We start from the raw sequence: 25,953 nt of genomic DNA on the forward strand, positions 1-25,953 counted from the left end.
TCGCCCCGCCCGTCTCGGCCAGGACCTTCGTGATCGCCGCCGTCAGAGACGTCTTGCCGTGATCGACGTGGCCGATCGTGCCAATGTTGCAGTGCGGCTTGGTGCGGGAGAACTTTTCCTTGCCCATCAGAGCCTCCTAGATTCGAATTCGCGTTGCGGAAGAAGAGATGCTTAGGCGTACTTGGCGATGACCTTGTCGGCCTCGCCGCGCGGCACCTCTTCGTAGTGATCGAACTGCATCGTGAAGTTGGCGCGGCCCTGCGAGAAGGAGCGCAGCTGGTTCACGTAGCCGAACATGTTGGCCAGCGGCACCATCGCGTTGATGACGTTGGCGTTGCCGCGCATGTCCTGGCCCTGGATCTGGCCGCGGCGGGCGTTCAGGTCGCCGATGACCGAGCCGGTGTACTCCTCCGGCGAGACGACCTCGACCTTCATCACCGGCTCGAGCAGGACCGAGCCGCCCTTCTGCAGCGCCTCGCGGAAGGCGGCGCGGGAAGCGATCTCGAAGGCGAGCGCCGAGGAGTCGACGTCATGGTAGGCGCCGTCGACAAGCTCGACCTTGACGTCGACCACCGGGAAGCCGGCGAGGACGCCCGCGCCGAGGACCGAGTTGAGGCCCTTCTCGACGCCCGGGATGTACTCCTTGGGCACCGCGCCGCCGACGATCTTCGACTCGAACGAGAATCCGGCGCCCGGCTCGTTCGGCTCGACGACGAACTTCACGCGGGCGAACTGGCCGGTACCGCCGGTCTGCTTCTTGTGCGTGTAGTCGATCTCCTGACGGCGCGTCAGCTTCTCGCGGTAGGCGACCTGCGGCTGGCCGATATTCGCGTCCACCTTGTAGGTGCGGCGCAGGATGTCGACCTTGATGTCCAGGTGGAGCTCGCCCATCCCCTTGAGGATGGTCTGGCCGGACTCCTGGTCGGTGGAGACGCGGAAGGACGGGTCCTCGGCGGCGAGCTTCGAGAGCGCGATGCCGAGCTTCTCCTGGTCGGCCTTCGACTTCGGCTCGACGGCGATCTCGATGACGGGCTCGGGGAACTCCATCTTCTCGAGGATCACGGCCTTCTGCGGGTCGCAGAGGGTGTCGCCCGTGCGGGTGTCCTTGAGGCCGGCCAGCGCGACGATGTCGCCCGCGAAGGCCTCCTTGATGTCCTCACGGTTGTTGGCGTGCATCAGGAGCATGCGGCCGACGCGCTCCTTCTTGTCGCGCGACGAGTTCAGCACGTTGGCGCCGGTCTCGACCTTGCCCGAGTACACGCGGCAGAAGGTGATCGTGCCGACGTGGGGATCGTCCATGATCTTGAAGGCGAGCATGGAGAAGGGATCCGCATCCGACGGGTGACGGACGGTCTCTTCCTCGGTCTTGAAGTCGATGCCCTTGATCTCGCCGCGATCGGCCGGGGAGGGCAGGTAGTCCACGACGGCGTCGAGGAGCGGCTGCACGCCCTTGTTCTTGAACGCCGAGCCGCAGAGCACCGGGTGGAAGGCGCGCAGCTGGACGGCCTTGCGCACCAGGACGCGCATGGTGGCCTCGTCGGGCTCGTTGCCGTCGAGGTAGGCGGCCATGGCGTCGTCGTCGAGCTCGACGCAGGCCTCGACCAGCTTTGTGCGGTACTCGACGGCCTGGTCCTTGAGGTCGGCCGGGATCTCGGTCTCGTCGAAGTTGGCGCCCAGCGCCTCACCCGACCAGACGATCGCCTTCATCTTGATGAGGTCGATCACGCCCTGGAAGCTCGACTCGGCGCCGATCGGCAGCTGCAGGCAGACGGGCTTGCCGGCGACGCGGTCGATGATGTCGGCGACGCACTTGAAGAAGTCGGCGCCGATCTTGTCCATCTTGTTGACGAACACGACGCGCGGCACGTCGTACTTGTCGGCCTGACGCCACACGGTCTCGGTCTGCGGCTCGACGCCCTGGTTGCCGTCGAGCACGCAGACGGCGCCGTCTAGCACGCGGAGCGAGCGCTCCACCTCGATGGTGAAGTCGACGTGGCCGGGGGTGTCGATGATGTTCAGGCGCTTGTCGCGCCAGAAGCAGGTCGTCGCAGCCGAGGTGATCGTGATGCCACGCTCCTGCTCCTGCGCCATCCAGTCCATGGTGGCGGCGCCCTCATGGACCTCGCCGATCTTGTGGGACTTTCCGGTGTAGTAGAGGATCCGCTCGGTCGTCGTGGTCTTGCCGGCATCGATGTGGGCCATGATGCCGAAGTTGCGGTAGTCCTCGATCGCGTGCGTGCGGGGCATCGAATTGCTCCTGAGAGACGGCGGAACCGCTTACCAGCGGTAGTGCGAGAAGGCGCGGTTGGCTTCCGCCATCCGGTGCGTGTCTTCGCGCTTCTTGACGGCGTTGCCGCGGTTGTTCGCGGCGTCGAGCAGTTCGGCCGAGAGGCGCTCGACCATGGTGCGGTCGTTGCGCGAACGCGCGGCCTGGATTAGCCAGCGGATCGCGAGGGCCTGGCGGCGCTCGGTGCGGACCTCGACGGGGACCTGGTAGGTCGCGCCGCCGACGCGGCGGGAGCGGACCTCGATCATCGGGGCGACGTTGTCGAGCGCGGCGCGGAACACCTCGATCGGGTTGGCGCGGGCGCGGTTCTCGACGATGTCGAAGGCACCGTAGACGATCCGCTCGGCGGTCGACTTCTTGCCCTCGTACATGATGGAGTTCATGAACTTCGTCAGCACCACGTCCCCGTACTTCGGGTCCGGGATGATCTCACGCTTCTCGGCAGAGTGACGACGGGACATCTTCTGAGACTCTCGAACGAAAAGATCTTAAGCGCCCCGCGCAGGCCGCCTCAGCCCTGAGGCCGGCGACATCCTTGCGAGGCCGTGAAAACGCGTACCGGCGCCCGGGAAATATCCGGGCGTCCGACTTACTTCGGGCGCTTGGCGCCGTACTTCGACCGGCGCTGCTTGCGGTTCTTCACGCCCTGCGTGTCGAGCACGCCGCGCAGGATGTGGTAGCGCACACCCGGAAGATCCTTCACGCGGCCGCCGCGGATCATCACCACGGAGTGCTCCTGAAGGTTGTGACCCTCGCCCGGGATGTAGCCGATCACCTCGAAACCGTTGGTGAGGCGCACCTTGGCGACCTTCCGGAGCGCCGAGTTCGGCTTCTTCGGGGTCGTCGTGTAAACGCGGGTGCAGACGCCGCGCTTCTGCGGGCAAGCGTCGAGCGCCGGAACCTTGTTGCGGCTCCGCTGGATCTTCCGCGGCTGGGCGATCAGCTGGTTGATCGTCGGCATCCTGTGCCCTCTTCCTCGGTCACCTAGTCCGAACTGCGCAGGGCAGTCCGCAAAACGAATATGCGCCGGAGGGCCTGTCACGGACCCTCGGCGCGGTGTGGGCAGAGGAGCACGCCCGAAACGAACGCGCTCGTACCTACGGATCTGACTTACAGCGTCAGGCGATTTGAACCCTCGGAGCGCTCGGGGCGATGGCGGCGGCTTCTTGGGTTGCGCCCAAGGGCCGTCGGCAGCCGATGGCCGTCCGAAGTGGCGCGCTTCTAGACGCCGTTGCGCCACAGGTCAATGCGGTCACGGCAGAAAACTGCACCGCGGCGGAGGTTAAGGATCGGTCAAGGGCGCGCACGGCGCCCGCGATCGGCGAGCCTTCGCGACGGCGGAGCCGAGGGACCGCTATCGCGCACGGGGCGTCGTCCCGTCAACGGAAGCCGGGGCAGGCCGGCCACGTGGCGGCGGGACTTCGGCGCAGCCTCGGGCCCTGCCCGGGCGCGGCAGGAAAATCTGCCCCGCAGCCGCCAGATCTTTCGGCGAGCGGCACCCGCCCGCGAGGAAAAAATAGAATCTTTCTCCGTTGATTTTCGTGTTCTCTAAAGATGAAATGCGCTGGCGGTCGAGATAAATCCTGCTGGCATCCTCTGATTTTGCGCCACTAGACAATAACAAATCGATTTATACGTCAACTCAGAAGTCTGACGCGATCTAGACTGCAATATTCGCGATATTTGATCATCGCTCTGCCTGTACCGGCCCCGAACCATCCGATGGAGTCACGCGTGCGCCGCCTCTTCGCCCTCGTTCTCGCGACCCTCCTGTCGGTCGGCCCCGCAACGGCCGACCGTCTGGACGACATCAGAAAGGCCGGCGTTCTCCGGGTCGCCGCCTTCGACAGCAACCCGCCGTTCGGCTTCGTCGATCCCGCGACGAAACGGATCGCCGGCCTCGACATCGACTACGCGCAGGCCATCGCCGACGCGCTCGGCGTCAAGCTGGAGATCCGGCCCACCAACCCGGCGAATCGTATCCCGCTGCTGATCTCCGGCAAGGTCGATCTGGTTCTGGCGAACTTCACCATCACGGACGATCGGGCGAAGCAGCTCGATTTCAGCATCCCGTACTTCGCCTCCGGCCAGCAGTTCCTGGCCAGGAAGGGCACCCTGTCGTCGCCGGAGCAGCTCAATGGGCTTCGAATCGGTGCAGACAAGGGCACCACCAACGAGATCGTCCTGCGCCGCGACTTCCCGAAGGCAGTCGTGGTCGCCTTCGACGACACGCCCTTCGCGTTCACGGCCCTGCGCAACGGCAATGTCCAGGCGATCACGCAGGACGGCCCGAAGCTGGTCGGGCTGCTCGCGAAGGTGCCGGACCGGCAGAACTACGAGATCCCCGCCTTCAGCATCTCCAACGACTATATCGGCGTCGGCATCCCGAAGGATGAGGCGCGGCTCCGGGACCGCGTGAACGAGACCCTGCGCGGCCTGGAGTCGAGCGGCAGGGCAGCGGCGATCTATGATCGCTGGTTCGGGCCCGCGACCGAGCAGCCGCTGCCGCGCCTGTTCCGGATCGGGGACCGTCCCTGACCGGGGCGGCACGAAGACGATGGCCGCGCTGTTCGGCGATCCACTCGCGCCGCGCTACCTCGTCTGGCTGCTGCAAGGCTTCGGGACGACCCTGACCTTGTCGGCAGCCACCTGCCTTGCCGGCACGGTGCTGGGCCTCGCGGCGTGCGGGCTGCGCGAGGCGGGCGGGCGCGCCGGGCGCGGCGCCGTGGCCGTCTCCGTCGGCATCGTCCGCAACACGCCGCTGCTGGTGCAACTCTTCGTCTGGTACTTCGCGGTGGCCGCCGCCCTGCCGCAGGGCGTGACGGCCTGGCTCAACGCGCCGCACGTCCTGGACCTGGGATTCGGGTTCCTGGGCTGGCCCGCTTACGAGAGCCTCGCCGGGTTCTGCGGGCTCACGCTCTACGCGGGCGCCTACATCGCCGAGGAACTCCGCGCCGGCATCAGGGCCGTCCGGCCCGCTCAGCGGGCGGCGGCCCTGGCCCTCGGCCTCACGCCCGTCCAGGCGTTCCGCCACATCGTCCTGCCCCAGGCCCTGCGCGTCGCCTGGCTACCCATCGTCGGCCAATACCTCAACACGCTCAAGAACACGTCGCTGACCATGACGATCGGCCTCGCGGAGCTGTCCTACGCGTCCCGGCAGGTGGAGACCGAGACCTTCCAGACCTTCCAGGCCTTCGGCATCGCGACGCTGCTCTACGTCGGCGCGGCCGCCGCGGCGGAGACGACCGGGCAGATCCTCGACCGCCGCGCCCGTCGACCGGGCCGGCACCGATGAATCCGTCGGTCATCATCGACAATCTCGGTTACCTGCTGGTCGGGGCCTGGCCCGACGGGCCGGTCGGCGGGCTGGCCCTGACACTGATTCTCTCCGGCCTGTCCGGCCTGGCCTCGGCCGCGCTCGGGCTCGTCCTCGGCATCGCCCTGGCCGTGAGCGCGGGCGCGGCCCGGGCAGCGCTCACCGCCGGGCTCGGCTTCCTCCGCGCCGTGCCGGTCGTGATGCTGATCTTCTGGACCTACTTCCTGCTGCCGATCCTGTTCGGCGTGTCGATCCCCGAGATCGGCACGGTCGCGGTGGCGCTGGCGCTCGTCGGAGGCGCCTACCTGTCCCACGGGGTGGCGGCGGGCATCGCGAGCGTCGGCCGTGGTCAGTGGGAGGCCGGCCTCGCGCTCGGCCTCGACCCCTGGCGCACCCTGCGCTTCGTCGTCCTCCCGCAGGCGCTGCGGGCCATGGCACCGTCCTTCGTCAACCAGTGGACCACGCTCATCAAGGACACGTCGCTCGCCTACGTGATCGGCGTGCCCGAACTCGCCTTCGTGGCGGCGCAGGTGAACAACCGCGCGATGGTCTACCCGGCCGAGATCTTCCTCTTCGTCGGTGCCGTGTACGGCATCCTCTGCGCCGGTCTCGACGGGCTGGCCGCCCGGCTGACGAATACCGGCAAGGTCGCGGCACATCGCACCCCGTGACGGAGCGGCCGGTCGACGCGCCCGAGCCGGCTCGCGGGACACGACCGATTTACCGGGGCACACGTGCAAGGCGTACCGGATCGGGGCAGGTGCGCGCCGGCACGGTCTACGGAGAATTAAAGCGATCCATCGAATTGTCGCGCACATCGGGCGGCCAACTCGCCGCCGCAGGTTCGCGTCGAGGGTGTTGCGTATGGGTTGCGTCGCGGTCAGCAACGTCGTTCCGTTCCGGCGGCCGATTCCCGCCCAGGCCCCCGGCGAGCGGGAGGCGCGCAACCGTCGCCGCAGCGAGCAGCGCTCCCTCCTGGACGCTGTCTACGCGACTGGCAGCATGGTCGTCGCCGCGGAGGATCGCGGCCTCAAGCTCACCGCCTCGCGGCTGCAGGTCTACGGCTTCCTGGCGATCGAAGAGGTCGGCGAGGACGGCCTGATGCGGCGGCTTCGCCCGTCCGAGGCGATTCGCGCCCGGTCGGAGCGGCCCTGGCGCCTGTCGAGGCCCGCGAGCGGAGCCTCGGTCACCATCCCGAGCCTCGACGGGTTCCTGTTCGAGACGGCCGGCCAACCGATCTGATCGACCCCGAACGCTGCACGTCAACCGACCGGCGCGCCGAGAGGCGCGCCGGTCGTCGCACGTTCAGGGCTCGCGTTCCGCGGCCGGACGGGCGGGCACCGCAGCGATCGAGCCGCGCGGCGCCGCGGACCAGCCCCGAAGCCGGATCAGGCCCCCTATGCGGCGGCGACGATTTCCCGCCGCTCCGCTTGCCATCACCCGCGGCCCGTAGTATGCGCCCGGCCTTCGCGACATTTCCGATGGGTGCTCGCACCCCGTGAACGCGGTGACCGCGCCGGTGTCTGACGACACCGCCAGCGCGGTCGAACACATGAGCCGGGGACGTCAGGTCCCCATCAGGCGTCGTCCGCCGGGCAATACCGTCCGTGTGCGGAAACCCGCCTGAAACAAGGAGTCACGCACGTGATCCAGATGCAGACGAATCTGGACGTCGCCGACAACTCGGGTGCACGCCGTGTGATGTGCATCAAGGTTCTCGGCGGGTCGAAGCGCAAGTATGCCGGCGTCGGCGACGTGATCGTCGTCTCCGTCAAGGAGGCGATCCCGCGCGGTCGCGTCAAGAAGGGCGACGTCATGAAGGCGGTCGTCGTCCGCACGGCGAAGGACGTGAAGCGCGCCGACGGTTCGGTGATCCGCTTCGACAAGAACGCCGCGGTCCTGATCAACAATCAGAAGGAGCCGATCGGCACCCGTATCTTCGGACCGGTGCCGCGCGAACTCCGCGCCCGCAACCACATGAAGATCATCTCCCTGGCTCCGGAGGTGCTGTAATGGCCGCCAAGATCAAGAAGGGCGACAAGGTCGTCGTGCTCACCGGCCGCGATTCGGGCCGGTCGGGCGAGGTGATCCAGGTTCTGCCGAAGGAAGGCCGGGCCTTCGTGCGCGGCATCAACCTGGTGAAGAAGCACCAGAAGCAGACCCAGAACCAGGAAGGCGGCATCATCTCCAAGGAGGCCGCCATCCAGCTCTCGAACATCGCGGTCGCGGATGCCAACGGCAAGCCGACCCGCGTGGGTTTCCGCATCCTCGAAGACGGGCGCAAGGTCCGGTTCGCCAAGACCACGGGGGATCAGATCGATGGCTGAGGCCGACAAGAACGCCTACACCCCGCGCCTGCGCAAGCACTACGACGAGGTGGTTCGCCAGAAGCTGATCGAAGAGTTCGGCTACAAGAACCCCATGGAAGTGCCGCAGATCACGAAGATCGTGATCAATATGGGCGTCGGCGAGTCCACCGCGGACTCGAAGAAGGCCTCGGTGGCGGCGGGCGACCTCGCCCTGATCGCCGGCCAGAAGCCGGTCATCACCAAGGCCCGCAAGGCCATCGCGACCTTCAAGGTCCGCGAGGGCATGCCGATCGGCTGCAAGGTGACCCTGCGCAAGCAGCGCATGTACGAGTTCATGGACCGGCTGATCACCATCGCGCTGCCGCGCGTGCGTGACTTCCGCGGCCTGAACCCGCGCTCGTTCGACGGCCGCGGCAACTACGCCCTGGGTCTCAAGGAGCACCTCGTGTTCCCGGAGATCTCCTACGACAAGGCCGAGCAGATGTGGGGCATGGACATCGTCGTGGCGACCACCGCCAAGACCGATGCCGAGGCCAAGGCGCTGCTCGCCGCCTTCAAGTTCCCGTTCCGGCAGTGAGGCCCTCGGGTCTCAGACGCGGACACCGGAGATAGACGACATGTCGAAGAAAAGCTCAGTCGAGAAGAATGAGGCCCGCAAGGCGCTGGTGAAGCGCTTCGCGGCCAAGCGGAAGGCGCTCCTCGAGATCGCCAACAACGACGCCCTCGAGATGGAGGAGCGCTTCGAGGCGCGCCTCAAGCTCGCGGAACTGCCGCGCAACTCGTCGGCCACGCGCATCCGCAACCGTTGCGGCATGACCGGCCGTCCGCGCGCCTACTACCGCAAGATGGGCATCTCGCGCGTGGCGCTGCGCGAGCTTGGCAACCGGGGCCTGATCCCCGGCCTGGTCAAGTCGAGCTGGTAAGGAGGTCCCCATGGTCAACGATCCCGTGGGCGACATGCTCACCCGCATCCGCAACGGCCAGCTGCGCCGTCGCAACGTCGTCCAGACGCCCGGCTCGCGCCTGCGCGCCAGCGTCCTCGACGTCCTGAAGTCCGAGGGCTACATCCGCGACTACGCGGCAACCGACCTCGGCAACGGCCGCACCGAGTTCGCCATCGAGCTCAAGTACTACGACGGGCGCCCCGTGATCCGCGAGATCAAGCGCGTCTCGAAGCCGGGCCGCCGGGTCTACTCGTCGGTCGGCGAGCTGCCGCACGTGGCCGACGGCCTCGGCGTCACCATCGTCTCCACCCCGCAGGGCGTCATGGCCGACCACGAGGCGCGCGAGCGCAACGTCGGCGGTGAAGTGCTCTGCACCGTGTTCTGATCGGGACGGAGGAGGTTATCCCATGTCTCGCGTAGGCAAGAAGCCGGTCCCCGTACCGGCCGGCGTTACCGCCACGGTCACCGGTCAGACGGTGAAGATGAAGGGTTCGAAGGGCGAGCTGTCGTTCGTCGTTCCGTCGCTCGTCAACGTGGCGATGAAGGACGGCGCCATCGAGGTGCAGCCCGTCAACCAGTCCAAGCCGGCGCGCTCCCTGTGGGGCACGTCGCGGGCGCAGATCGCCAACATCGCCGAGGGTGTTTCGAAGGGCTTCGAGAAGAAGCTCGAGATCACCGGCGTCGGCTATCGCGCCGCGATGGCCGGCAAGGCCCTCAAGCTGTCGCTCGGCTACAGCCACGACATCGAGTACGCGATCCCCGCCGGGATTACGATCGCGACCCCGAAGCCCACCGAGATCACGATCTCCGGGATCAACCGCCAGCAGGTCGGTCAGGTCGCCGCCGAGATCCGCGATTACCGCGGACCCGAGCCCTACAAGGGCAAGGGCGTGAAGTACGCGGGCGAGTTCATCTTCCGCAAGGAAGGCAAGAAGAAGTAAGGAGGGCATCATGTCTCGCAAGCTCGAAGCCCTCGATCGCCGCAAGGCGCGCGTCCGCCGCGCGCTGCGGGCGGCCGCCAACGGCCGACCGCGGCTCTCGGTGTTCCGCTCGTCGAAGCAGATCTACGTGCAGGTCATCGACGACGTCGCCGGCAAGACGCTGGCCTCGGCCTCGTCGATCGACAAGGCGCTCAAGGGCGAACTGAAGACCGGCGCCGATGTCGCCGCCGCCAAGGCGGTGGGCAAGCTCGTCGCCGAGCGCGCCAAGGCGGCGGGCGTCACGAAGGTGATCTTCGACCGCTCCGGCTACATCTACCACGGCCGCGTCGCCGCCGTGGCCGAAGCCGCCCGCGAGGGTGGCCTGGAGTTCTAAGTCACGACGGCGGGCCGGGCGGATCCTCTTCGCCCGGCATATCCGAAACCCGATCGAGCGAGCGGCCCCGCCGGCCGCGTCAGTGAGATGGACAGGTAGACAACATGGCACGTGAACGTGAAGGCGGGGGCCGCGGCCGCCGCGAGGATCGCGAGGAGCGCGACAGCGAGTTCGTGGACAAGCTCGTCCACATCAACCGCGTCGCCAAGGTGGTCAAGGGCGGCCGTCGCTTCGGCTTCGCCGCCCTCGTCGTCGTCGGCGACCAGAAGGGCCGCGTCGGCTTCGGCCACGGCAAGGCCCGCGAGGTGCCGGAGGCCATCCGCAAGGCGACCGAGGCCGCCAAGCGCGGTCTGATCCGCGTCTCCCTCCGCGAGGGCCGGACCCTGCACCACGACGTCAACGGCCGCCACGGGGCAGGCAAGGTGATCCTCCGCGCGGCCCCGCAGGGCACCGGCATCATCGCCGGCGGCCCGATGCGCGCCGTGTTCGAGACGCTCGGCATGCAGGACGTCGTCGCCAAGTCGCTGGGTTCGTCGAACCCCTACAACCTCGTGCGCGCCACCTTCGAGGCGCTCAAGAACGAGGACAGCCCGCGCTCCGTGGCGGCCCGCCGCGGCATCAAGGTGTCGACGCTGCAGTCGCGTCGCCGCGATGCCGATCCGGCCGACCAGTCCGAAGCCGCGGTCGCGTAAGGGAGGGTCCGATGGCACAGAAGACCGTCCGCATCGAGCAGATCGGCTCGCCGATCCGCCGCGAGGCCAGCCAGCGCCAGACGCTGATCGGCCTCAAGCTCAACAAGCTCCACCGCGTGGCCGAGCTCGAGGACACCCCCTCCGTGCGCGGCATGATCCGCAAGGTTGCGCACCTCGTGCGCGTCCACGGCGACGTGGCGTGAGGAGGTCCCGATGAAGCTCAACCAGATCAGCGACAATCCCGGCGCCACCAAGGACCGGATGCGCGTGGGCCGGGGCATCGGCTCCGGCAAGGGCAAGACCGCGGGCCGCGGCGTGAAGGGTCAGAAGGCCCGGACCGGCGTGTCCATCAAGGGCTTCGAGGGCGGTCAGATGCCGCTGCATCGTCGCCTGCCGAAGCGCGGCTTCAACAACCTCTACGCCCAGGACCTGAACGAGGTGAACCTCGGCCGGATCCAGGAGGCCGTCGACGCGGGCAAGCTCGACAAGGCCGCCACCGTCACGGTGGAGAGCCTGGTCGCCGCCGGCATCATCGCCCGTCCCCGCGACGGCGTGAAGCTGCTCGGCGTCGGCGAGCTGACCGCGAAGCTCAGCTTCGAGGTCACCCGCGCCTCCAAGTCCGCCGTCGAGGCGGTCGAGAAGGCCGGCGGCTCGGTCAGCACCGTCTACGCCCAGGGTGCCTCCACCCGCGGCGGCAGCGAGGCGGCCACGGCCTGACGGGAGCGACTCCGGAACCCGTTGCACGGGCTCCGCGCACCCTTTAAGCCGATCCTTCGAGCGGCGGCCCTGCGACCACGCGGGCCGCCGTTTTTCGTTTCATCCGGGCACCCTTCGCCCGGCAACATGTCCAGGACGCGACGCTTATGGCCTCAGCCGCCGAGCAGCTTGCCGCCAATCTCAATTTCGGTGCGATCGCCAAGGCCGATGAGCTGAAGAAGCGCATCTGGTTCACGCTCGGCGCCCTCGTGGTGTTCCGGCTGGGCACGTACATCCCGATCCCCGGCATCGATCCGGAGCAGTTCGCCCGGAACTTCCAGCAGCAGGCGGGCGGCGTGCTGGGCCTGTTCAACATGTTCTCGGGCGGCGCCGTGGAGCGCATGGCGATCTTCGCCCTGAACATCATGCCCTACATCTCGGCCTCGATCATCGTGCAGCTCCTGACCTCGGTGATCCCGAGCCTGGAAGCGCTCAAGAAGGAGGGCGAGTCGGGCCGCAAGGTCATCAACCAGTACACCCGCTACCTGACGGTGGTGCTGGCGCTGGTTCAGTCCTGGGGCATCGCCATCGGCCTCCAGGGCTCCTCGGCCGCCATCGATCCGGGTCCGTTCTTCCTGGCCTCGACGGTGATCACCCTGACGGGCGGAACCCTGTTCCTGATGTGGCTCGGCGAGCAGATCACCTCGCGCGGCATCGGCAACGGCTCGTCGCTGATCATCTTCGCCGGCATCGTGGCCCACCTGCCGGTGGCAATCGCGGGCGCGCTCGAGCTCGGCCGCACTGGCGCCCTGTCCCCGGCGATCATCCTGGGCGTCGGCGTCGCCGCCGTCGCGCTCGTCTACTTCATCGTGTTCATGGAGCGCGCCCAGCGCCGGCTCCTGATCAACTACCCGAAGCGCCAGGTCGGCAACCGCATGTACGAGGGTCAGACCTCGTTCCTGCCGCTCAAGCTCAACACCTCGGGCGTGATCCCGCCGATCTTCGCCTCGTCGCTGCTGCTGCTGCCGGCGACCGCCGCGAGCTTCTCGGCCAACGGGGGCGCCACGGGCTGGCTCGGCACGGTCACGGCCTATCTCGGCCACGGCACGCCACTGTTCATGGTGCTCTACGCGGCGCTGATCATCTTCTTCACGTTCTTCTACACCGCAGTCGTCTTCAATCCGCAGGAGACGGCCGACAACCTGAAGAAGCATGGCGGCTTCATCCCGGGCATCCGGCCGGGCGAGCGCACCGCGGCCTTCATCGACAAGGTGCTGACCCGCATCACGGTGATCGGCGCCCTGTACCTGACCTTCGTGTGCCTCTGCCCGGAGATCCTGTCGTCCTACGCCGCGGCCAGCCTCGGCTTCGGCGGCACGTCCCTGCTCATCGTGGTCTCGGTCACGATGGACACGGTGGCGCAGGTGCACGGGCACCTGATGGCCCATCAGTACGAGGGCCTCGTGAAGAAGGCCAAGCTGCGTGGCGCGTCGACCACGCAACGGCGGCGCTGAGCCTGCTACAGAGGCGGCCGGACTCCGAGGACGCTCCCGCCTCTGGCCCAAAGGTCTGGATGCCTCACCGGCCCGGACCGGCTAGAAAACCCCGAACCCGGCGATGCCAGGGAGGCTTCGCCACCACGGCTTGTGCCCACTGAGAGAGTGGGCCGAACGAGGACAACGCCATGCGCATCATTCTGCTCGGGCCGCCCGGTGCGGGGAAGGGGACGCAATCCGAGCGGATCGTACAGCGCTTCGGCATCCCGCAGCTGTCGACGGGGGACATGCTGCGCGCCGCGGTGGCCGCCGGCACGCCGGTCGGCCTCGAGGCCAAGGCGGTGATGGAATCCGGCGGTCTCGTCTCCGACCGGATCGTGGTCGGCATCGTCGCCGACCGGATCGAGGAGCCGGACGCCCGCCGCGGCTTCATCCTCGACGGCTTCCCGCGCACGGTCGCGCAGGCGGAAGCGCTCAGCGAGATGCTGGCGAGCAAGGGCTTGAGCCTCTCCGCCGTCATCGAGCTGAAGGTCGACGAGAACGCCCTGGTCGGCCGCATCGAGAAGCGCGCCGCCGAGACCCTGGCCCGCGGCCAGGCCGTGCGGAAGGACGACACCCCCGAGGTGTTCAAGCAGCGGCTCGAGGCGTACCGCGCCCAGACGGCGCCCCTCTCCGCCTATTACGCGCAGAAGGGCATGCTGGAGACCATCGACGGCATGCAGCCGATCGACAAGGTCACGGCCGACCTGATGGCGACACTGGAGCCGCACGAGGAGCGCGTCGCCTCCTGAGGGCGATCGCGGCGCGCTGACCGGCCGTTTCGGCGCGCCCGTGAACCCGGCGGTGTCCCTGGGGGTTATGGGGCGGGTCCACGATCGGAAACGCCATGACCGTCCGCCTCCTCGCCACCGCCTCCCTCCTGCTCGCGGTGGCCCTCCCGCCGCTGCCGGCCTTCGCGCAGAGTCCGGCCCAGTCCTTCGTTTACGGCCAGAAGCGGTTCCGCAACGCCTGCCGGCCGCCGCTGAAGTATCTGGCGGGGACTTGCGCCCGCCGCTGCCCGGCGGGCTACCAGGACATGGGCCGCACTTGCCGGCTGCGGAATCAGGGCTTTCGCTGAGGCGCGGGCGGCCGCCCGTCGGGGGCGTGGCTCAGATCCGCCCCTCCCTGCGGAGGCTGCCGAAGAAATTGACGACGTCCATCTGGAGCGACCGGTGGCCGAACAGCCGGAGCGGGTAGCCCTCCGTGGTGCCGTCGCGCAGCTCGATCATCGCCGTCATCGTGTTGTAGCGGAACACCATGCGGCGACCGGCGAAGGTCGCCCAGAGCAGGGGCGGACCGTCATCCGCGTCCTGGAGCGCGACCGAGCCGGGCTCCGCCTCGGCGAGAACGCCGCCGATCACCGCCAGCGTCACCGGCATGACCTCCTCCAGGGTCTCCTCGGCGGCGCGCAGCACCGAATCGGCGAAGGCCCGCAGGGTCGCGCCGTCGCTCGTCAGAACCGCCATCTCCGCTCCTCGATCAGATCTAGGGCGCCCCGACGCGCGCGTGACGGGGCGAGGCCGTGCCGACCCGTCGTTGACAACGGGCCGCCCGCGCGCTAGCAGGCCCTCCTTCGTCCAACCGAACGATGGTCCGAGGTGCCCTGTCCAGGGCCGCCCGCGGGCCGCGTCGTCGTTTCACGTGCGCAGGGGCCGGCCTCCACCGGACGCGCGCGACAGCGGCCCGGATCCCCGGGCCCCATATGGAGAGTGATCGTGGCCCGTATCGCAGGCGTCAACATCCCGACCAACAAGCGCGTCGTCATCGCGCTCCAGTACATCCACGGCATCGGCGCCAAGAAGGCCGAGGAAATCACCCAGAAGGTGAACATCCCCGCCGAGCGTCGCGTCAACCAGCTGACCGACGCCGAGGTTCTGTCGATCCGCGAGACGATCGATCGCGACTACCTCGTCGAGGGCGACCTGCGCCGCGAAGTCTCGATGAACATCAAGCGCCTGATGGATCTCGGCGCCTATCGCGGTCTGCGTCACCGCAAGCAGCTGCCGGTCCGCGGCCAGCGCACCCACACCAACGCCCGCACCCGCAAGGGCAAGGCGAAGCCGATTGCCGGCAAGAAGAAGTAAGTTTTTGGAACTGGGAGGCCGTGCTCCGCTCGGCCTCCTTCCCGTCGCGCCAGGTGTCCAGCAACGGGTCCGGCGCCGGCTCGACCGCCCTGCACGGGTGCTCCGGCCAAGTCCCAAAAAGAATCCCGAGCGCCTGGTGTTACGGGCGTGCCTGAAGGAAGAGTGAGACCAGAATGGCTAAGGAACCGCAACGCGTCCGCCGCCGCGAGCGCAAGAACATCGTGTCGGGCGTCGCCCACGTGAACGCCTCGTTCAACAACACGATGATCACCATCACGGACGCGCAGGGCAACACGATCTCGTGGTCGTCCGCCGGTGCGATGGGCTTCAAGGGCTCGCGCAAGTCGACCCCGTACGCCGCCCAGGTCGCCGCCGAGGATGCTGGCCGCAAGGCCGCCGAGCACGGCATGCGCACCCTCGAGGTCGAGGTGTCCGGTCCGGGTTCGGGCCGCGAGTCGGCGCTCCGCGCCCTGCAGGCCGCGGGCTTCACGGTGACCTCGATCCGCGACGTCACCTCGATCCCGCACAACGGCTGCCGGCCGCGCAAGCGCCGCCGCGTCTGATCGAAGCCTCTTGACGGAGAAGTTCATGACGGGATCGAAGCCGCTTCCGGGCGTGCTGCGTTGGAACCTCGGGGACCTCACGGTCACCGCGCTCAATGACGGCTGGTTTCAGGCCAGCCTCGATCTCGTCACGGGCATCTCCAAGGAGGAGGCCGGGCGGCTCCAAGTGGCGTGTTTCCGCACGGAGCAGCCCAAGATCACGCTGAACGCCTTCCTGATCACGGGTCCGGGCCTCAAGCCGACCCTGATCGACACGGGCTACGGCGACCTCGCCCCGGCACCGACCCTGGGTCGCGCCGGTGCAGCGCTCGCGCTGACCGGCGTCGCGCCGGAGGAGATCGGCACGGTGCTGGTCAGCCACCTGCACCCCGACCATGTCGGCGGTCTCGTGAAGGACGGCGCGGCGCGCTACCCGAACGCCGAGATCGTGCTGCACGCCGACGAGGCGGCGCATTGGCTCCCGGACGAGGCCCTGGCCAAGGCGCCGGAGGCCGCGAAGCCCTACTTCGAGGGCGCCCGCAAGTCCCTGGCTCCCTACGCCGGCAAGGTGCGCGAGCACCGCGGCGGCGAGGTCCTTCCGGGGATCACGGCGGTCCCTCTGCCCGGCCATACGCCGGGCCATTGCGGTTTCCGCATCGTCTCCGGTGGACAGGCGCTGATGATGTGGACCGACGTGGTGCACCTGCCGGCGATCCAGTTCAAGAACCCGGAGGCCGGCGTCGGCTTCGACGTCGACGGCGACCAGGCGCGGGAGACGCGCAAGCGGATCCTGGACGAGGTGGCCCGCGAGCGCATGCTCATCGCCGGCGGCCATCTCGAGTTCCCGGCGCTCGGCTACGTGGATCGGGACGGGGCTGGATACAGCTTCGTGCCGGTGCTGTGGGTCGGCGGCGAGTAACGGCGGATACGGATTTCAGGGACCGTTCGGGGCGCCAGGGGGCGGCACCGAGTGGCCGAAGCGCGGGGACGGGCGTCGCGGATCCCGGGCAAGGACGAGAGGTAGGATCGTGGTCATTCAGAAGAATTGGCAGGAACTGATCAAGCCGAACAAGCTGCAGGTCACGACCGGCGACGACCCGAAGCGGGTCGCCACGGTCGTCGCTGAGCCGCTCGAGCGCGGCTTCGGCACGACGCTGGGCAACGCCCTGCGCCGCGTGCTCCTGTCGTCGCTCCAGGGCGCGGCCGTGACCTCGGTGCAGATCGACGGCGTGCTGCACGAGTTCTCGTCGATCCCGGGCGTGCGCGAGGACGTCACCGACATCGTCCTCAACATCAAGACCATCGCGATCCGCTCGCAGACCGACGCGCCCAAGCGCATGACCCTGCGTAAAACCGGCCCGGGCCTCGTCACCGCCGGTGACATCGGCACGGTCGGCGACATCCAGATTCTGAACCCCGACCTCGTGATCTGCACCCTCGACGACGGCGCCGAGATCCGCATGGAGTTCACGGTCGCCACCGGGAAGGGCTACGTCCCGGCCGAGCGCAACCGCCCCGAGGACGCGCCGATCGGCCTGATCCCGGTCGACTCGCTGTTCTCGCCGGTCACCAAGGTCAGCTACCGCGTCGAGACGACCCGCGAGGGCCAGGATCTCGACAAGGACAAGCTGACCATGACGGTCGAGACCAACGGCGCGGTCTCGCCGGAGGACGCGCTCGCCTACGCGGCGCGCATCATCCAGGACCAGCTGCAGGTCTTCGTGAACTTCGAGGATCCGCGCAAGGAAGAGGCCGCGCCGCTCGCGCCGCAGCTGCCCTTCAACCCGGCGCTGCTCAAGAAGGTCGACGAACTGGAGCTGTCGGTCCGCTCGGCGAACTGCCTGAAGAACGACAACATCGTCTACATCGGCGACCTCATCCAGAAGTCCGAGGGCGAGATGCTGCGGACCCCGAACTTCGGCCGCAAATCGCTCAACGAGATCAAGGAAGTGCTCGCCGGCATGGGCCTGCATCTCGGCATGGACATCCCCGGCTGGCCGCCGGAGAACATCGAGGATCTCGCCAAGCGCTTCGAGGAACACTACTGAGAGGCGAAGCTGCCTCGAGCTGAATCGGGCGGCGCCGCACCGCGCCGCCGGTTCGGCCCATCCAGACCCGGGACCCGCGGCGACGACGCCAAGTCCCCAACGAATCCCGCCGCGGGGTCACGCGGAGTGAACCGCCCCGTTCCCGGGGCACCCGGCCGTACCGTGGCACGGCGGCCGAGACGAGAAGGAAGCCAGCACCATGCGTCACGCCTACCGCGGCCGCCGTTTCAACCGCACCGCCGAGCATCGCAAGGCGATGTTCGCCAATATGTCTGCCGCGCTGATCAAGCACGAGCAGATCATCACCACCCTGCCGAAGGCGAAGGACCTGCGTCCGGTCGTCGAGAAGCTGATCACGCTGGGCCGCATCGACAGCGTGCACACCCGCCGCCTCGCCATGGCGCAGCTCCGCGACGCCGACATGGTCAAGAAACTCTTCACCGTGCTCGGCCCGCGCTACAAGGGCCGTCCGGGCGGCTACTGCCGGATCATGAAGGCGGGCTTCCGCCAGGGCGACAACGCCCCGCTCGCGGTGATCGAGTTCGTCGACCGCGACGTCGAGGCCCGCGGCAAGGATTCCGGTCCGAGCCAGGTCTCCGAAGCCGCCTGATCGGCACGGAGCGTCCCGTCGCTCCTAGTCTTTGAGAAGCCGTCCCGGACCCTCCGGGGCGGCTTCTCGCGTTTCGGCTCCTCGCCGCGATCACCATGGCGACGCGCGAATAACAAAAAAACCCGCCGGCTCGCGCCGACGGGTCTGAAGCAGGGTCCACGTCTCGGATGGTCGCGGGAGCTCGCCCTGGCGGCCCGTCTCAGACAGGCCGGGAACTCGACCGCGCCGCGCTCCGAAAACCCCTATCCCTGCCGGGACTCGTCCGGTGGACCGTCCTGGTCGAGATCGTTGTCACGCCTGCGGCGCGGGAAGATGCCGTGATTGCTCATGGTCCACCTCCTCTTCGTAACCCGGGGCCTGCGGGCCCCACGAGGAGAGAATGAGCCGGCAACCGATTGGTTGCAAGCCCCCGTCAGCCGACGGGTCCGGCTCCGCCGTCGAGCAGCGTGGCGACCCGGGCCGCGAGGTCCGCGGAGCGGAACGGCTTCGTGAGCACCGGCAGGTCGTCGGGGATCTGCATCGCCTCGGCATGTCCGGTGAGGATCAGGACCGGCAGGCGCGGATCGCGCTCGCGGATCTCGGCGGCCAGCTCGATGCCGCTCATGCCGGGCATGGCGAGGTCGGCGACGACGATGTCGTAGCGGTCCGCCTCGAGGAGCCGGAGCGCGGCCTCGCCGTCGCCGGCTTCCGTGGTGCTGTGGCCGAAGCCGGTGAGGAACGAGGCCGTCACGTGGCGCACCTGCGAATCGTCGTCGACGATCAGGACGCGGGCCCGCCGGCCGGCGACCGGGACGGTGCCGGCGGCCTCGGGCGCCTGCTCGGGCGCCTGATCGGCGAAGGGGAGGGCGAGCTCCACGCGGGTGCCCCGACCGACCACGCTGTCGATCACCAGCCGGCCCTTGGATTGCTGCGCGAGGCCGAACACCATGGCGAGGCCGAGCCCGGTGCCCTGGCCGACGGCCTTGGTGGTGAAGAACGGCTCGCAGACCCGGCGCAGGATCTCCTCCGGGATGCCGGTGCCCTCGTCGGTGACGCTGATGCCGAGATAGGTGCCGTCGGCGATCTCGGGATCGCCGCTGATCGCGAGCCGGCGCGTCGCGACCGTGATCGTCCCCCCGTCCGGCATGGCGTCGCGGGCGTTGATGCAGAGGTTGAGCACGGCGAGTTCGAGCTGGTCCGGATCGACCTGGACCGCCGGCAGGCCGTCCGCGAGGTCGGTCCGGACCGTCACGAGGCCGCCGAGGCTGCGCCCGAACAGGTCGCTCATCCCGGAGATCAGGGTGTTCACGTCGACGGCGCGCGCCTGGAGGTCGTGGGCGCGGCTGAAGCTCAGCAGGCGCTTGGTCAGGGACGCCCCGCGCTCGGCGGCGCCGCGGGCGTTCTCGATCAGGCGCTGGACCCGCGGCTGGTCGGCGACCTTCGGGCCGGCGAGCTCGAGGCTGCCGAGGATCGCGGTCAACAGGTTGTTGAAATCGTGCGCGATGCCGCCCGCGAGGGTGCCCAGCGCCTGCATCTTGTCGGACTGGCGCAGGCGCGCCTCCAGGGTCCGCTGCTCGGTCACGTCGCGCTCGATCGTCGCGAGGTGGCTGATCCCCCCGCCCGCGTCGCGGATCGGCACCCGCGTCACGTGGCTCCACTGCTCGGCGCCGGTCGGGCCGTCGCTGATCAGGCTCTCGGCCACCGCCCCGGACCGGATCGCGGCCGCGTCCGCCGCCGTCACGGGCTCGGCCTTCGGGCCGAGAAGTTCGTCCTCGCGCCGCCCGAGGCTGGCGGCGACGTCGTGGCCGAGGAGGGCGGCCTTGCGGCCGTTCAGCCGGACGAAGCGGCCCTCCGCGTCCTTGAAGCTGATCGCGTCCTGGGCGTGGTCGAGGAGGCCGCGTAGGAGAGCCCGCTCGGTGGCGAGGTCCCGGCCGAGGCGGTGGCGCTCGAAGGCCTGCCGGACGGTGGAGCGGAGCAGGCCCGCGTCCCAGGGCTTGGTGACGTAGCCGACGATGCCGCCGCGGTTGAGGGCGGCGATCACCGCGGTGATGTCGGCGTAGCCGGTCAGCAGGATCGCCTGCGCGTCGTGGAAAGTGCGGGCCTCGGCGAGGAGCGCGTCGCCGGTGAGGCCGGGCATCCGCTGGTCCGAGAGCACGACGGCGATGTCGGGCTCGGCGCGCAGGATCTCCAGCGCCTCGGCCGGGCGCGAGGTCGTCAGAACCCGGTAGGAATCCTCGAACAGGTCCTCCAGCGCGATCAGGATGTCCGGCTCGTCGTCGACGGCCAGGATCGTCCCTACACCTGCCGTACCGTCACTCATGCACTGGCCGCCTGCCGCGGAATCCCGATCACGAAGCAGGCTCCCCCACCCGGGGCCGTCTCCACGGTGAGCGAGCCGCTATGCGCTTGAACGACGCTGTAGGCAATCGCAAGACCCAGGCCCGTGCCGGATCCGACCGGTTTCGTCGTGAAGAATGGCTCGAAGATCTTCTCACGCAGCGTATCCGGGATGCCGGGCCCGGTATCGCTGATGCGAATCTCGTCGAGTTCGGGGTTCGACTGGGTCGTGATCCGGATCGTGCCGCCCTCCGGCATGGCGTCGGCGGCGTTCCCCAGGATGTTCATCACCACCTGGTTGAGGAGTGCCGGGGTGCAGTGGATCTCGGCGCGGCCCGTGAAGCTGCGCTCCACGGCGATGCGTTCGCCGAGCTTGTGCTGGATCAGCGCGAGCACCGTCTCGATCGCCTCCGGCACGTTGACCAGGGCGCGCTCGCCCTCGTCGAGGCGCGAGAACTTCCGCAGGTTCAGCACGAGATCCTGGATCCGGGTCAGCCCCATCCGCATCGAGCCGACCCGCTGCCGGGCCTTGTCGATGGCGCGGGCGGCCGCCTCCGGGGCGGCGTCCGGCAGCTCGCCGAGCAGGCGCTCGACCGTGCCCTGGTGGGCCAGGATGAAGGCGAGCGGGTTGTTGATCTCGTGGGCGATCCCCGCCACCAGCTCGCCGAGCGAGGCCATCTTGGCGGCCTGTACGAGCTTGGACTGCGCCTCGGTGAGCTGGCGGTTGGCGTCGGCGAGGTCGCGGTTGGCCCGCTCCAGGGCGTCGGCGAGGCCCGCCCGGGCCTCGGCCGCCTCGGCCTCGGCGCGGGCGCGCTCCACCGCTCGCTCGCGCTCGCCGAACTGGCCGGCGATGCGCCGGTCGTCCTCCTCCAGGAGCCGCCGCCGCACGAAGCCGCGGACCCGCAGGGCCAGGACCTCGGCGTCGGTCTTCGAGACCACGTCGTCGGCGCCGGCCGCGTAGGCTTCGACGAGGAAGTCCTTGGCGGGATCGCTGCCGGCGATGCCGACGAGGTGGAAGCCCGCGCCGGCCGCCTGTCCCGAGCGCCGCTGGCTGATCGCCCGGCACAGGGCGAGGCCGTCATAGGCGTGACCCAGGAGGTCGACCGTCACGCAGTCGAAGGCCTCGTCGCCGGCGGCCGCGTCCAGGGCGGCCAGGGCCGCCTCCGGCCCGTCGACGCTCGCCACGTGGTGGCCGTCCTGGCCCATCACGCCGGCGAGGAACGTCCGGTAGGTGGCGCTGCCGTCGATCACCAGGACCCGCCCGCGCCGGAACGCGGCGGCGCCCGGTCCCTCGCCGTCGGTCGTCGGCCGGCGCTCGCGCAGCAGGGCGCGGATGCGCAGGATCATCAGGTCGCGGTCGGCGGATTTCGGCAGGTAGGCGTCGGCGCCGCTCTCGAGGCCCTGGCGCTCGCCGCCGCTGCCGCCGGTCAGCATCAGGACCGGCAGGGCCCGGGTGCGCAGCGACAGGCGCATCTGCCGGATCAGCTCGTCGCCGTTCATGCCCGGCAGGTGGTAATCGGCCACCACGAGGTCGGGCTGGCTGCGGTTGAGATGATCGAGGGCGGTCTCGGCGGAGGCGCAGCGCTCCACCGCGAAGCCGTGCGCCTCCAGCAGCAGGCGCAGTTCCAGGGCCTGCGTCTCCGAATCCTCCACCAGCAGGATCCGGGCCGGCACCTCCGCCGGGCCGGCCTCGCTCACGGCCGCGCCCCCGCATCCACGAGACGCAGGACGTGGTCGGCGACGCGGTCGAGGGGCAGGACGGCGCGGGCGGCCCCGAGCCGCACGGCCGCCGCCGGCATGCCGTAGACCACGGCGGTGCTCTCGTGCTCGGCCACGGTCTGGGCGCCGGCCCGGTGCATGTCGGCGAGGCCCAGGGCCCCGTCCTCGCCCATGCCGGTGAGCAGCACGCCGATGCCGGAGGGTCCGGATTGCCGGGCCATGGACCGGAACAGCACGGTGGCGGCCGGGCGCTGGCCGGAGACCGGCGCGGAATCGATCACCCGCAGGATCCGGCCGGAGCCGATCTCCAGGTGGCGGTCGCCCGGGGCGACGTAGACCCGGCCGGGTTCGGCGCGCTCGCCGTCCTGGGCGAGGGAGACCGGGAGGGCGACGACGCTGTCGAGCCAGCTGGCGAACCCGTCCATGAAGGCCGCGCCCATGTGCTGGACGACCAGGACCGGCAGCGGGAAGTCCTTGGGCAGGGCGCCGATCACCCGCGCCAGCGCCGGGGGACCGCCCGTCGAGGCGGCGATGCCCAGGAGGCTCGGGGCCTGCCCGGACAGGTCGGCCAGCGGCGCCTGGGGCGCGACGGCGGAGCGGCCGGCCCACTCGGTGCCGATCGGCCGGCGGCGGATGACCGGAACCTGGGCCATGATCCGCAGCTGCGTGCAGATCTCGCCGGCCACGCCCTCGTAGCCGGCATGGGTCGTGGCCACGGGCTTCTCGACGACCGACAGGGCCCCGGCCCGGAGCGCGTTCATCGAGATGCGCAGCGAGTTATCCTCGACCGAATCCGCCACCACGACGATCGGGGTCGGGTGCTCGGCCATGATCCGGCGGGTCGTCTCCAGCCCGTCGATCCCCGGCAGGCGGATGTCCATCGAGATCACGTCCGGCCGCACGGTCCGGAGCTTGTCGAGGGCCTCCTCGCCGGAAGCGACCGCGGCCACGAGCTCGAGGCGGGGATCGCGGGAGACGATGTGGCGCAGCAGCTCGCGCACCACGAGGCTGTCCTCCACGAGCATCACACGGACGGGGGTCATAGGAGCTGCCCGATCGTATCCAGCAGCTGGCGCTGGTCGAACTTCTGCTTGGTCAGGTAGGCGTCGGCGCCGAGATCCAGGCCCCGGGCGACGTCGGCGGCGTCCCCGCGGGAGGTCATCAGGATCGCCGGGAGCCGGGCGAAGCGCTCGTCGGCCCGCAGGGCCTTCAGGAGGCCGAACCCGTCGAGGCGCGGCATCTCCACGTCGGCGAGCACCAGGTTCACGGGCTCGATCTCGGCGCGCAGCCGGTCGAGGGCGTCCTGCCCGTCGACGCAGACGACCACGCGGTAGCCGGCGGCTTCCAAGATTCCCTTCTCCAGAGTCCGGGTGGTGATCGAATCGTCGACGACCAGGATGGTCGCGCGCGCGGACGCGCCCGCCGCGGCGTGAGTCGTCGAACGTGGAGCCGGCGCCATCGTTCCGAGCGCGCCGCCCGATGTCCCGGCCTGGGCGCGCGAAGCGAGCCCCTCGGGGTCGAGGACCAGCACCGGCACGTCCCCGTGCAGCACCGCCGTGCCGGCGATCAGACCCGGATCGGCGCCGAAATCCGGCGCGGGCAGGACCAGGAACGGGCGGACGTCGTGCAGGCGGTCGACCGCCAGGGCCAGACGGCCGCCGCCGGTCCGCAGGACGACGGCGGTCAGCGTGCCGGGATCGGCCGGGTCGGCGACCTGTCCGAGGATCGCGGCGAGGTCCGTCACCGGGTGGCTCGTCGCGGCGTCCCCGTCACCGAGGCGCACGATCGTCCGGCCCATGGCGACCGGCAGGTCGTCGCGCCGCAGGCGCAGGAGGCGCTCCACGGCGCCCCCGGGGAGGGCGTAGCTGCGCCCGGCCGCCTCGACCAGCAGCAGGCTGCGCCGGGCCGCCGAGAGCGGCAGGCTGAAGATCAGGGCGGTGCCGGCCGGGTCGCGCGGCTCCAGGCGGACGCTGCCCATGAGCTGGCGGGCGGCGTCCGCGGCGACCGAGAGGCCGTAGCCGCGCCCCGACAGGGTATCGACCGCCTCGGCGGTGGAGAAGCCGGGCTCGAACACGAGGCGCAGCAGGGTGTCGGGTTCGGCCGCGGAAGCGGGGCCGAGGAGGCCGCGCTCGCGGGCCGCCGCCTCGATCCGGGCGAGGTCGGGGCCGGGCCCGTCGTCGAACACGGTGACCTGCAGGCGGGCGCCGCGCACCGCGACCTCCAGCCCGAGGCCCAGGGCCTCCGGCTTGCCGGCCGCGCGCCGCACCTCCGGCGCCTGCCAGCCGTGGCTGAGGGCGTTGCGCAGGGCGTGGAGCAGCGGATCCTTCAGCGCCTGCAGCGTGCCGCGCTCCACCGGCAGGTCGAGGCCCCGCAACGTGAGATCGACCTCGCGGCCCTGCTCCCGGGCGGTCTCGCGCAGCGACCGGGCGAGGGGAGCCAGGACGGTCTCGGCCGGGACCAGGGCGAGGCGCTCGGCGGCGGCGCGGACGCGGGTCGCGGCGCCCTCGACCGCGCTGGTCGCGGAGGCCTGGCGCCGCGACAGGTCCGCGGCCTCCCGGGCGAAGGCGCCCGCGCGCGCCGCGAGGGCGCGCCACTCGGGCCGCTCCGCGCCGGCCCCGGCCGCGAGGGCCTCGGCGCCGACGCGCAGGTCGCGGGCCAGGCGGGCAAGCCGGGCGAGGCCGTCGGCCGCGGGCGCCTGGCCGGCCAGTGTGCTGGCGAGATCGTGGCTCGCCCGGGCCAGCGCCTCGACGGCCTCCGCCGGCACCCGCAGGATCGCCGCGGAGGCCTCCGGCGGCTCGGAGCCGGGTTTCGGCGCGGGGTCGGCCTGTGTCGGCGCGGCGGTCGCGGCCGGCAGGGATGCCGGCGCGGCGGGGGGCCCCGGTGGTGGGCTCGGACTCGGATCCGGCAGCGGGGCGGGTGGTGCGGGTTGTGCCGGCGGCGGCGTCTCGCCCGGGAGCCGGAGGACGTGGCCGAGGGCCGCCAGGGCGTCGGCCGGCATGTCCGGACCGGACCCGTCCGTGAGGCTGGCGACGTAGGACTCGATCCGGTCGAGGGCGAGGTGGACGGCATTGGCCGCCTCGCGGTCGAGGGCGGTGGCGCCGGTGCGCACGCCCTCGAACAGCGTCTCGAGACGGTGGGCCACCGCCTCGACCGCCGGGAGGTCGACGGCGCGGGAGGCGCCCTTCAGGCTGTGGGCGCGGCGGAAGACGTCGTTCCAGTCCGGCGAGGCGCTGCCGAGCGCCCCGCGGATCGCCGCGACGTGCTCCCGGTGCTCGACGTCGAAGGCGGCGAGCAGGAGCTTGCGGATATCCTCGGCCAACGGGGCGCCCGCCTCAGTGCCGGTATCGTTCGGCCAGGGCCATGAGGGCCTGGGCGAGCTCGGTGAGGTTGGCGGAGGCGGCCTCGACCTGCCGCGTGCCGGCCGCGGTCTGCTGGCTGGCCTGGCGGATGTTCTGCAATGCCCCCATCACCTGCTCGATGCCCAGCTGCTGCTGGTTGGTCGAGGCCACGATCTGCTGGAACGTCTGCACGTTCTCCTCCA

31 protein-coding genes and 1 pseudogene are annotated in these 25,953 nt (G+C 69.9%); 22 read left to right on the forward strand and 10 right to left on the reverse strand.

Annotated elements, in window-relative coordinates; all coding sequences use genetic code 11:
- The 4 genes from ACLBYB_RS30540 to rpsL form a co-directional block, all read right to left on the reverse strand.
- The coding region (locus ACLBYB_RS30540) for a GTP-binding protein (protein ID WP_244498717.1) at nucleotides 1–127 on the reverse strand (127 nt) is incomplete at its 3' end.
- Nucleotides 128–171: 44 nt separating this feature from the next.
- Entirely contained in the window at nucleotides 172–2,247 is a 2,076-nt protein-coding gene (gene fusA, locus ACLBYB_RS30545) for an elongation factor G (protein ID WP_020096272.1), read from the reverse strand.
- Between the two features lie 30 nt (nucleotides 2,248–2,277).
- Nucleotides 2,278–2,748, reverse strand: a complete 471-nt coding sequence (gene rpsG, locus ACLBYB_RS30550) for a 30S ribosomal protein S7 (protein WP_012319183.1) — start codon at nucleotides 2,746–2,748, stop codon at nucleotides 2,278–2,280.
- A 128-nt stretch (nucleotides 2,749–2,876) separates the two neighbouring features.
- Nucleotides 2,877–3,248, reverse strand: a complete 372-nt coding sequence (rpsL, locus tag ACLBYB_RS30555) for a 30S ribosomal protein S12 (protein WP_007557568.1) — start codon at nucleotides 3,246–3,248, stop codon at nucleotides 2,877–2,879.
- A 773-nt stretch (nucleotides 3,249–4,021) separates the two neighbouring features.
- Between rpsL and ACLBYB_RS30560 the strand changes: the two genes are divergently transcribed.
- The 17 genes from ACLBYB_RS30560 (at nucleotide 4,022) to ACLBYB_RS30640 (ending at nucleotide 14,171) form a co-directional block, all read left to right on the forward strand.
- A complete protein-coding gene (locus tag ACLBYB_RS30560) occupies nucleotides 4,022–4,825 on the forward strand; it encodes an ABC transporter substrate-binding protein (RefSeq protein WP_447701067.1) in 804 nt (267 codons plus the stop codon).
- Between the two features lie 19 nt (nucleotides 4,826–4,844).
- Nucleotides 4,845–5,582 carry an amino acid ABC transporter permease gene (locus ACLBYB_RS30565; RefSeq protein ID WP_447701068.1) on the forward strand — a complete coding sequence of 246 codons (738 nt, stop codon included), beginning with the start codon at nucleotides 4,845–4,847 and terminating at the stop codon, nucleotides 5,580–5,582.
- Nucleotides 5,579–6,274: an amino acid ABC transporter permease gene (locus ACLBYB_RS30570; RefSeq protein WP_447701069.1), complete on the forward strand. Its 696-nt coding sequence runs from the start codon at nucleotides 5,579–5,581 to the stop codon at nucleotides 6,272–6,274. The genes ACLBYB_RS30565 and ACLBYB_RS30570 overlap by 4 nt, the downstream gene beginning before the upstream one ends.
- A gap of 193 nt (nucleotides 6,275–6,467) precedes the next feature.
- Nucleotides 6,468–6,845 (forward strand): hypothetical protein, encoded by a 378-nt coding sequence (locus ACLBYB_RS30575; RefSeq protein WP_091683603.1) that lies wholly within the window; start codon nucleotides 6,468–6,470, stop codon nucleotides 6,843–6,845.
- Nucleotides 6,846–7,247: 402 nt separating this feature from the next.
- Nucleotides 7,248–7,616, forward strand: coding sequence for a 50S ribosomal protein L14 (rplN, locus tag ACLBYB_RS30580; protein ID WP_010686182.1), 369 nt, complete (start codon nucleotides 7,248–7,250; stop codon nucleotides 7,614–7,616).
- Nucleotides 7,616–7,930: a 50S ribosomal protein L24 gene (rplX, locus tag ACLBYB_RS30585; protein ID WP_012319178.1), complete on the forward strand. Its 315-nt coding sequence runs from the start codon at nucleotides 7,616–7,618 to the stop codon at nucleotides 7,928–7,930. The genes rplN and rplX overlap by 1 nt, the downstream gene beginning before the upstream one ends.
- Nucleotides 7,923–8,489 carry a 50S ribosomal protein L5 gene (gene rplE, locus ACLBYB_RS30590; protein WP_020096277.1) on the forward strand — a complete coding sequence of 189 codons (567 nt, stop codon included), beginning with the start codon at nucleotides 7,923–7,925 and terminating at the stop codon, nucleotides 8,487–8,489. Before rplX ends, rplE begins: the two co-directional genes overlap by 8 nt.
- A gap of 40 nt (nucleotides 8,490–8,529) precedes the next feature.
- The gene (gene rpsN / locus ACLBYB_RS30595; RefSeq protein ID WP_010686179.1) at nucleotides 8,530–8,835 is read left to right on the forward strand and encodes a 30S ribosomal protein S14; all 306 of its coding nucleotides are present in this window, start codon (nucleotides 8,530–8,532) and stop codon (nucleotides 8,833–8,835) included.
- Between the two features lie 10 nt (nucleotides 8,836–8,845).
- Nucleotides 8,846–9,241 carry a 30S ribosomal protein S8 gene (rpsH, locus tag ACLBYB_RS30600; RefSeq protein ID WP_010686178.1) on the forward strand — a complete coding sequence of 132 codons (396 nt, stop codon included), beginning with the start codon at nucleotides 8,846–8,848 and terminating at the stop codon, nucleotides 9,239–9,241.
- 22 nt (nucleotides 9,242–9,263) lie between these two features.
- Nucleotides 9,264–9,797, forward strand: a complete 534-nt coding sequence (gene rplF, locus ACLBYB_RS30605; RefSeq protein ID WP_447701070.1) for a 50S ribosomal protein L6 — start codon at nucleotides 9,264–9,266, stop codon at nucleotides 9,795–9,797.
- A 10-nt stretch (nucleotides 9,798–9,807) separates the two neighbouring features.
- Nucleotides 9,808–10,170: a 50S ribosomal protein L18 gene (gene rplR / locus ACLBYB_RS30610; RefSeq protein ID WP_020096279.1), complete on the forward strand. Its 363-nt coding sequence runs from the start codon at nucleotides 9,808–9,810 to the stop codon at nucleotides 10,168–10,170.
- 104 nt (nucleotides 10,171–10,274) lie between these two features.
- Nucleotides 10,275–10,862 (forward strand): 30S ribosomal protein S5, encoded by a 588-nt coding sequence (gene rpsE, locus ACLBYB_RS30615; RefSeq protein WP_012319173.1) that lies wholly within the window; start codon nucleotides 10,275–10,277, stop codon nucleotides 10,860–10,862.
- An 11-nt stretch (nucleotides 10,863–10,873) separates the two neighbouring features.
- Complete coding sequence (gene rpmD, locus ACLBYB_RS30620; protein ID WP_056531230.1) at nucleotides 10,874–11,065, forward strand: 50S ribosomal protein L30; 192 nt, start codon at nucleotides 10,874–10,876, stop codon at nucleotides 11,063–11,065.
- Nucleotides 11,066–11,075: 10 nt separating this feature from the next.
- Complete coding sequence (rplO, locus tag ACLBYB_RS30625) at nucleotides 11,076–11,579, forward strand: 50S ribosomal protein L15 (protein ID WP_091683605.1); 504 nt, start codon at nucleotides 11,076–11,078, stop codon at nucleotides 11,577–11,579.
- Between the two features lie 146 nt (nucleotides 11,580–11,725).
- The gene (gene secY, locus ACLBYB_RS30630; RefSeq protein ID WP_447683922.1) at nucleotides 11,726–13,072 is read left to right on the forward strand and encodes a preprotein translocase subunit SecY; all 1,347 of its coding nucleotides are present in this window, start codon (nucleotides 11,726–11,728) and stop codon (nucleotides 13,070–13,072) included.
- Between the two features lie 170 nt (nucleotides 13,073–13,242).
- Nucleotides 13,243–13,845, forward strand: coding sequence for an adenylate kinase (locus ACLBYB_RS30635; RefSeq protein WP_020096283.1), 603 nt, complete (start codon nucleotides 13,243–13,245; stop codon nucleotides 13,843–13,845).
- Between the two features lie 95 nt (nucleotides 13,846–13,940).
- Entirely contained in the window at nucleotides 13,941–14,171 is a 231-nt protein-coding gene (locus ACLBYB_RS30640) for a hypothetical protein (protein ID WP_020096284.1), read from the forward strand.
- A gap of 31 nt (nucleotides 14,172–14,202) precedes the next feature.
- On the opposite strand, the gene ACLBYB_RS30645 is transcribed toward ACLBYB_RS30640, so the two are convergent.
- On the reverse strand, nucleotides 14,203–14,559 hold the full coding sequence (locus tag ACLBYB_RS30645; RefSeq protein WP_447701071.1) for a hypothetical protein: 357 nt from the start codon (nucleotides 14,557–14,559) through the stop codon (nucleotides 14,203–14,205).
- Nucleotides 14,560–14,808: 249 nt separating this feature from the next.
- Between ACLBYB_RS30645 and rpsM the strand changes: the two genes are divergently transcribed.
- The 5 genes from rpsM to rplQ all read left to right on the forward strand — a co-directional run bounded on the left by rpsM (nucleotide 14,809) and on the right by rplQ (nucleotide 18,377).
- Entirely contained in the window at nucleotides 14,809–15,177 is a 369-nt protein-coding gene (rpsM, locus tag ACLBYB_RS30650; protein ID WP_010686168.1) for a 30S ribosomal protein S13, read from the forward strand.
- A 173-nt stretch (nucleotides 15,178–15,350) separates the two neighbouring features.
- Nucleotides 15,351–15,740 (forward strand): 30S ribosomal protein S11, encoded by a 390-nt coding sequence (gene rpsK, locus ACLBYB_RS30655; protein ID WP_010686167.1) that lies wholly within the window; start codon nucleotides 15,351–15,353, stop codon nucleotides 15,738–15,740.
- Nucleotides 15,741–15,765: 25 nt separating this feature from the next.
- Nucleotides 15,766–16,638 (forward strand): MBL fold metallo-hydrolase, encoded by an 873-nt coding sequence (locus tag ACLBYB_RS30660; RefSeq protein ID WP_447701072.1) that lies wholly within the window; start codon nucleotides 15,766–15,768, stop codon nucleotides 16,636–16,638.
- A gap of 109 nt (nucleotides 16,639–16,747) precedes the next feature.
- Nucleotides 16,748–17,767, forward strand: a complete 1,020-nt coding sequence (locus ACLBYB_RS30665) for a DNA-directed RNA polymerase subunit alpha (RefSeq protein WP_010686165.1) — start codon at nucleotides 16,748–16,750, stop codon at nucleotides 17,765–17,767.
- 199 nt (nucleotides 17,768–17,966) lie between these two features.
- A complete protein-coding gene (gene rplQ, locus ACLBYB_RS30670; protein WP_020096288.1) occupies nucleotides 17,967–18,377 on the forward strand; it encodes a 50S ribosomal protein L17 in 411 nt (136 codons plus the stop codon).
- Between the two features lie 412 nt (nucleotides 18,378–18,789).
- On the opposite strand, the gene ACLBYB_RS30675 is transcribed toward rplQ, so the two are convergent.
- The 5 genes and pseudogenes from ACLBYB_RS30675 to ACLBYB_RS30695 form a co-directional block, all read right to left on the reverse strand.
- Entirely contained in the window at nucleotides 18,790–20,676 is a 1,887-nt protein-coding gene (locus ACLBYB_RS30675; RefSeq protein ID WP_447701073.1) for a response regulator, read from the reverse strand.
- Nucleotides 20,673–22,391 (reverse strand): response regulator, encoded by a 1,719-nt coding sequence (locus ACLBYB_RS30680; RefSeq protein WP_447701074.1) that lies wholly within the window; start codon nucleotides 22,389–22,391, stop codon nucleotides 20,673–20,675. The genes ACLBYB_RS30675 and ACLBYB_RS30680 overlap by 4 nt, the downstream gene beginning before the upstream one ends.
- Nucleotides 22,388–23,455 carry a chemotaxis-specific protein-glutamate methyltransferase CheB gene (cheB, locus tag ACLBYB_RS30685; RefSeq protein WP_026605430.1) on the reverse strand — a complete coding sequence of 356 codons (1,068 nt, stop codon included), beginning with the start codon at nucleotides 23,453–23,455 and terminating at the stop codon, nucleotides 22,388–22,390. Before cheB ends, ACLBYB_RS30680 begins: the two co-directional genes overlap by 4 nt.
- On the reverse strand, nucleotides 23,452–25,731 hold the full coding sequence (locus ACLBYB_RS30690) for a hybrid sensor histidine kinase/response regulator (protein WP_447701075.1): 2,280 nt from the start codon (nucleotides 25,729–25,731) through the stop codon (nucleotides 23,452–23,454). Before ACLBYB_RS30690 ends, cheB begins: the two co-directional genes overlap by 4 nt.
- Before the next feature lie 13 nt (nucleotides 25,732–25,744).
- A pseudogene (locus ACLBYB_RS30695) lies at nucleotides 25,745–25,953 on the reverse strand (methyl-accepting chemotaxis protein); the annotation flags it as partial.

This window comes from Methylobacterium sp. D54C (genome assembly GCF_053345595.1).

Coding starts and splice junctions, on each gene's coding strand:
- rpsN (WP_010686179.1), top strand. CDS start 8,530: ATGTCGAAGAAAAGCTCAGTCGAGAAGAATGAGGCCCGCAAGGCGCTG.
- rplE (WP_020096277.1), top strand. CDS start 7,923: ATGGCTGAGGCCGACAAGAACGCCTACACCCCGCGCCTGCGCAAGCAC.
- ACLBYB_RS30640 (WP_020096284.1), top strand. CDS start 13,941: ATGACCGTCCGCCTCCTCGCCACCGCCTCCCTCCTGCTCGCGGTGGCC.
- rplX (WP_012319178.1), top strand. CDS start 7,616: ATGGCCGCCAAGATCAAGAAGGGCGACAAGGTCGTCGTGCTCACCGGC.
- fusA (WP_020096272.1), bottom strand. CDS start 2,247: ATGCCCCGCACGCACGCGATCGAGGACTACCGCAACTTCGGCATCATG.
- rpsE (WP_012319173.1), top strand. CDS start 10,275: ATGGCACGTGAACGTGAAGGCGGGGGCCGCGGCCGCCGCGAGGATCGC.
- ACLBYB_RS30635 (WP_020096283.1), top strand. CDS start 13,243: ATGCGCATCATTCTGCTCGGGCCGCCCGGTGCGGGGAAGGGGACGCAA.
- ACLBYB_RS30575 (WP_091683603.1), top strand. CDS start 6,468: ATGGGTTGCGTCGCGGTCAGCAACGTCGTTCCGTTCCGGCGGCCGATT.
- rpsH (WP_010686178.1), top strand. CDS start 8,846: ATGGTCAACGATCCCGTGGGCGACATGCTCACCCGCATCCGCAACGGC.
- rpsG (WP_012319183.1), bottom strand. CDS start 2,748: ATGTCCCGTCGTCACTCTGCCGAGAAGCGTGAGATCATCCCGGACCCG.
- secY (WP_447683922.1), top strand. CDS start 11,726: ATGGCCTCAGCCGCCGAGCAGCTTGCCGCCAATCTCAATTTCGGTGCG.
- rpsK (WP_010686167.1), top strand. CDS start 15,351: ATGGCTAAGGAACCGCAACGCGTCCGCCGCCGCGAGCGCAAGAACATC.
- ACLBYB_RS30570 (WP_447701069.1), top strand. CDS start 5,579: ATGAATCCGTCGGTCATCATCGACAATCTCGGTTACCTGCTGGTCGGG.
- ACLBYB_RS30645 (WP_447701071.1), bottom strand. CDS start 14,559: ATGGCGGTTCTGACGAGCGACGGCGCGACCCTGCGGGCCTTCGCCGAT.
- rpmD (WP_056531230.1), top strand. CDS start 10,874: ATGGCACAGAAGACCGTCCGCATCGAGCAGATCGGCTCGCCGATCCGC.
- rplO (WP_091683605.1), top strand. CDS start 11,076: ATGAAGCTCAACCAGATCAGCGACAATCCCGGCGCCACCAAGGACCGG.
- rpsL (WP_007557568.1), bottom strand. CDS start 3,248: ATGCCGACGATCAACCAGCTGATCGCCCAGCCGCGGAAGATCCAGCGG.
- ACLBYB_RS30565 (WP_447701068.1), top strand. CDS start 4,845: ATGGCCGCGCTGTTCGGCGATCCACTCGCGCCGCGCTACCTCGTCTGG.
- cheB (WP_026605430.1), bottom strand. CDS start 23,455: ATGACCCCCGTCCGTGTGATGCTCGTGGAGGACAGCCTCGTGGTGCGC.
- ACLBYB_RS30675 (WP_447701073.1), bottom strand. CDS start 20,676: ATGAGTGACGGTACGGCAGGTGTAGGGACGATCCTGGCCGTCGACGAC.
- rplQ (WP_020096288.1), top strand. CDS start 17,967: ATGCGTCACGCCTACCGCGGCCGCCGTTTCAACCGCACCGCCGAGCAT.
- rplR (WP_020096279.1), top strand. CDS start 9,808: ATGTCTCGCAAGCTCGAAGCCCTCGATCGCCGCAAGGCGCGCGTCCGC.
- rplF (WP_447701070.1), top strand. CDS start 9,264: ATGTCTCGCGTAGGCAAGAAGCCGGTCCCCGTACCGGCCGGCGTTACC.
- ACLBYB_RS30660 (WP_447701072.1), top strand. CDS start 15,766: ATGACGGGATCGAAGCCGCTTCCGGGCGTGCTGCGTTGGAACCTCGGG.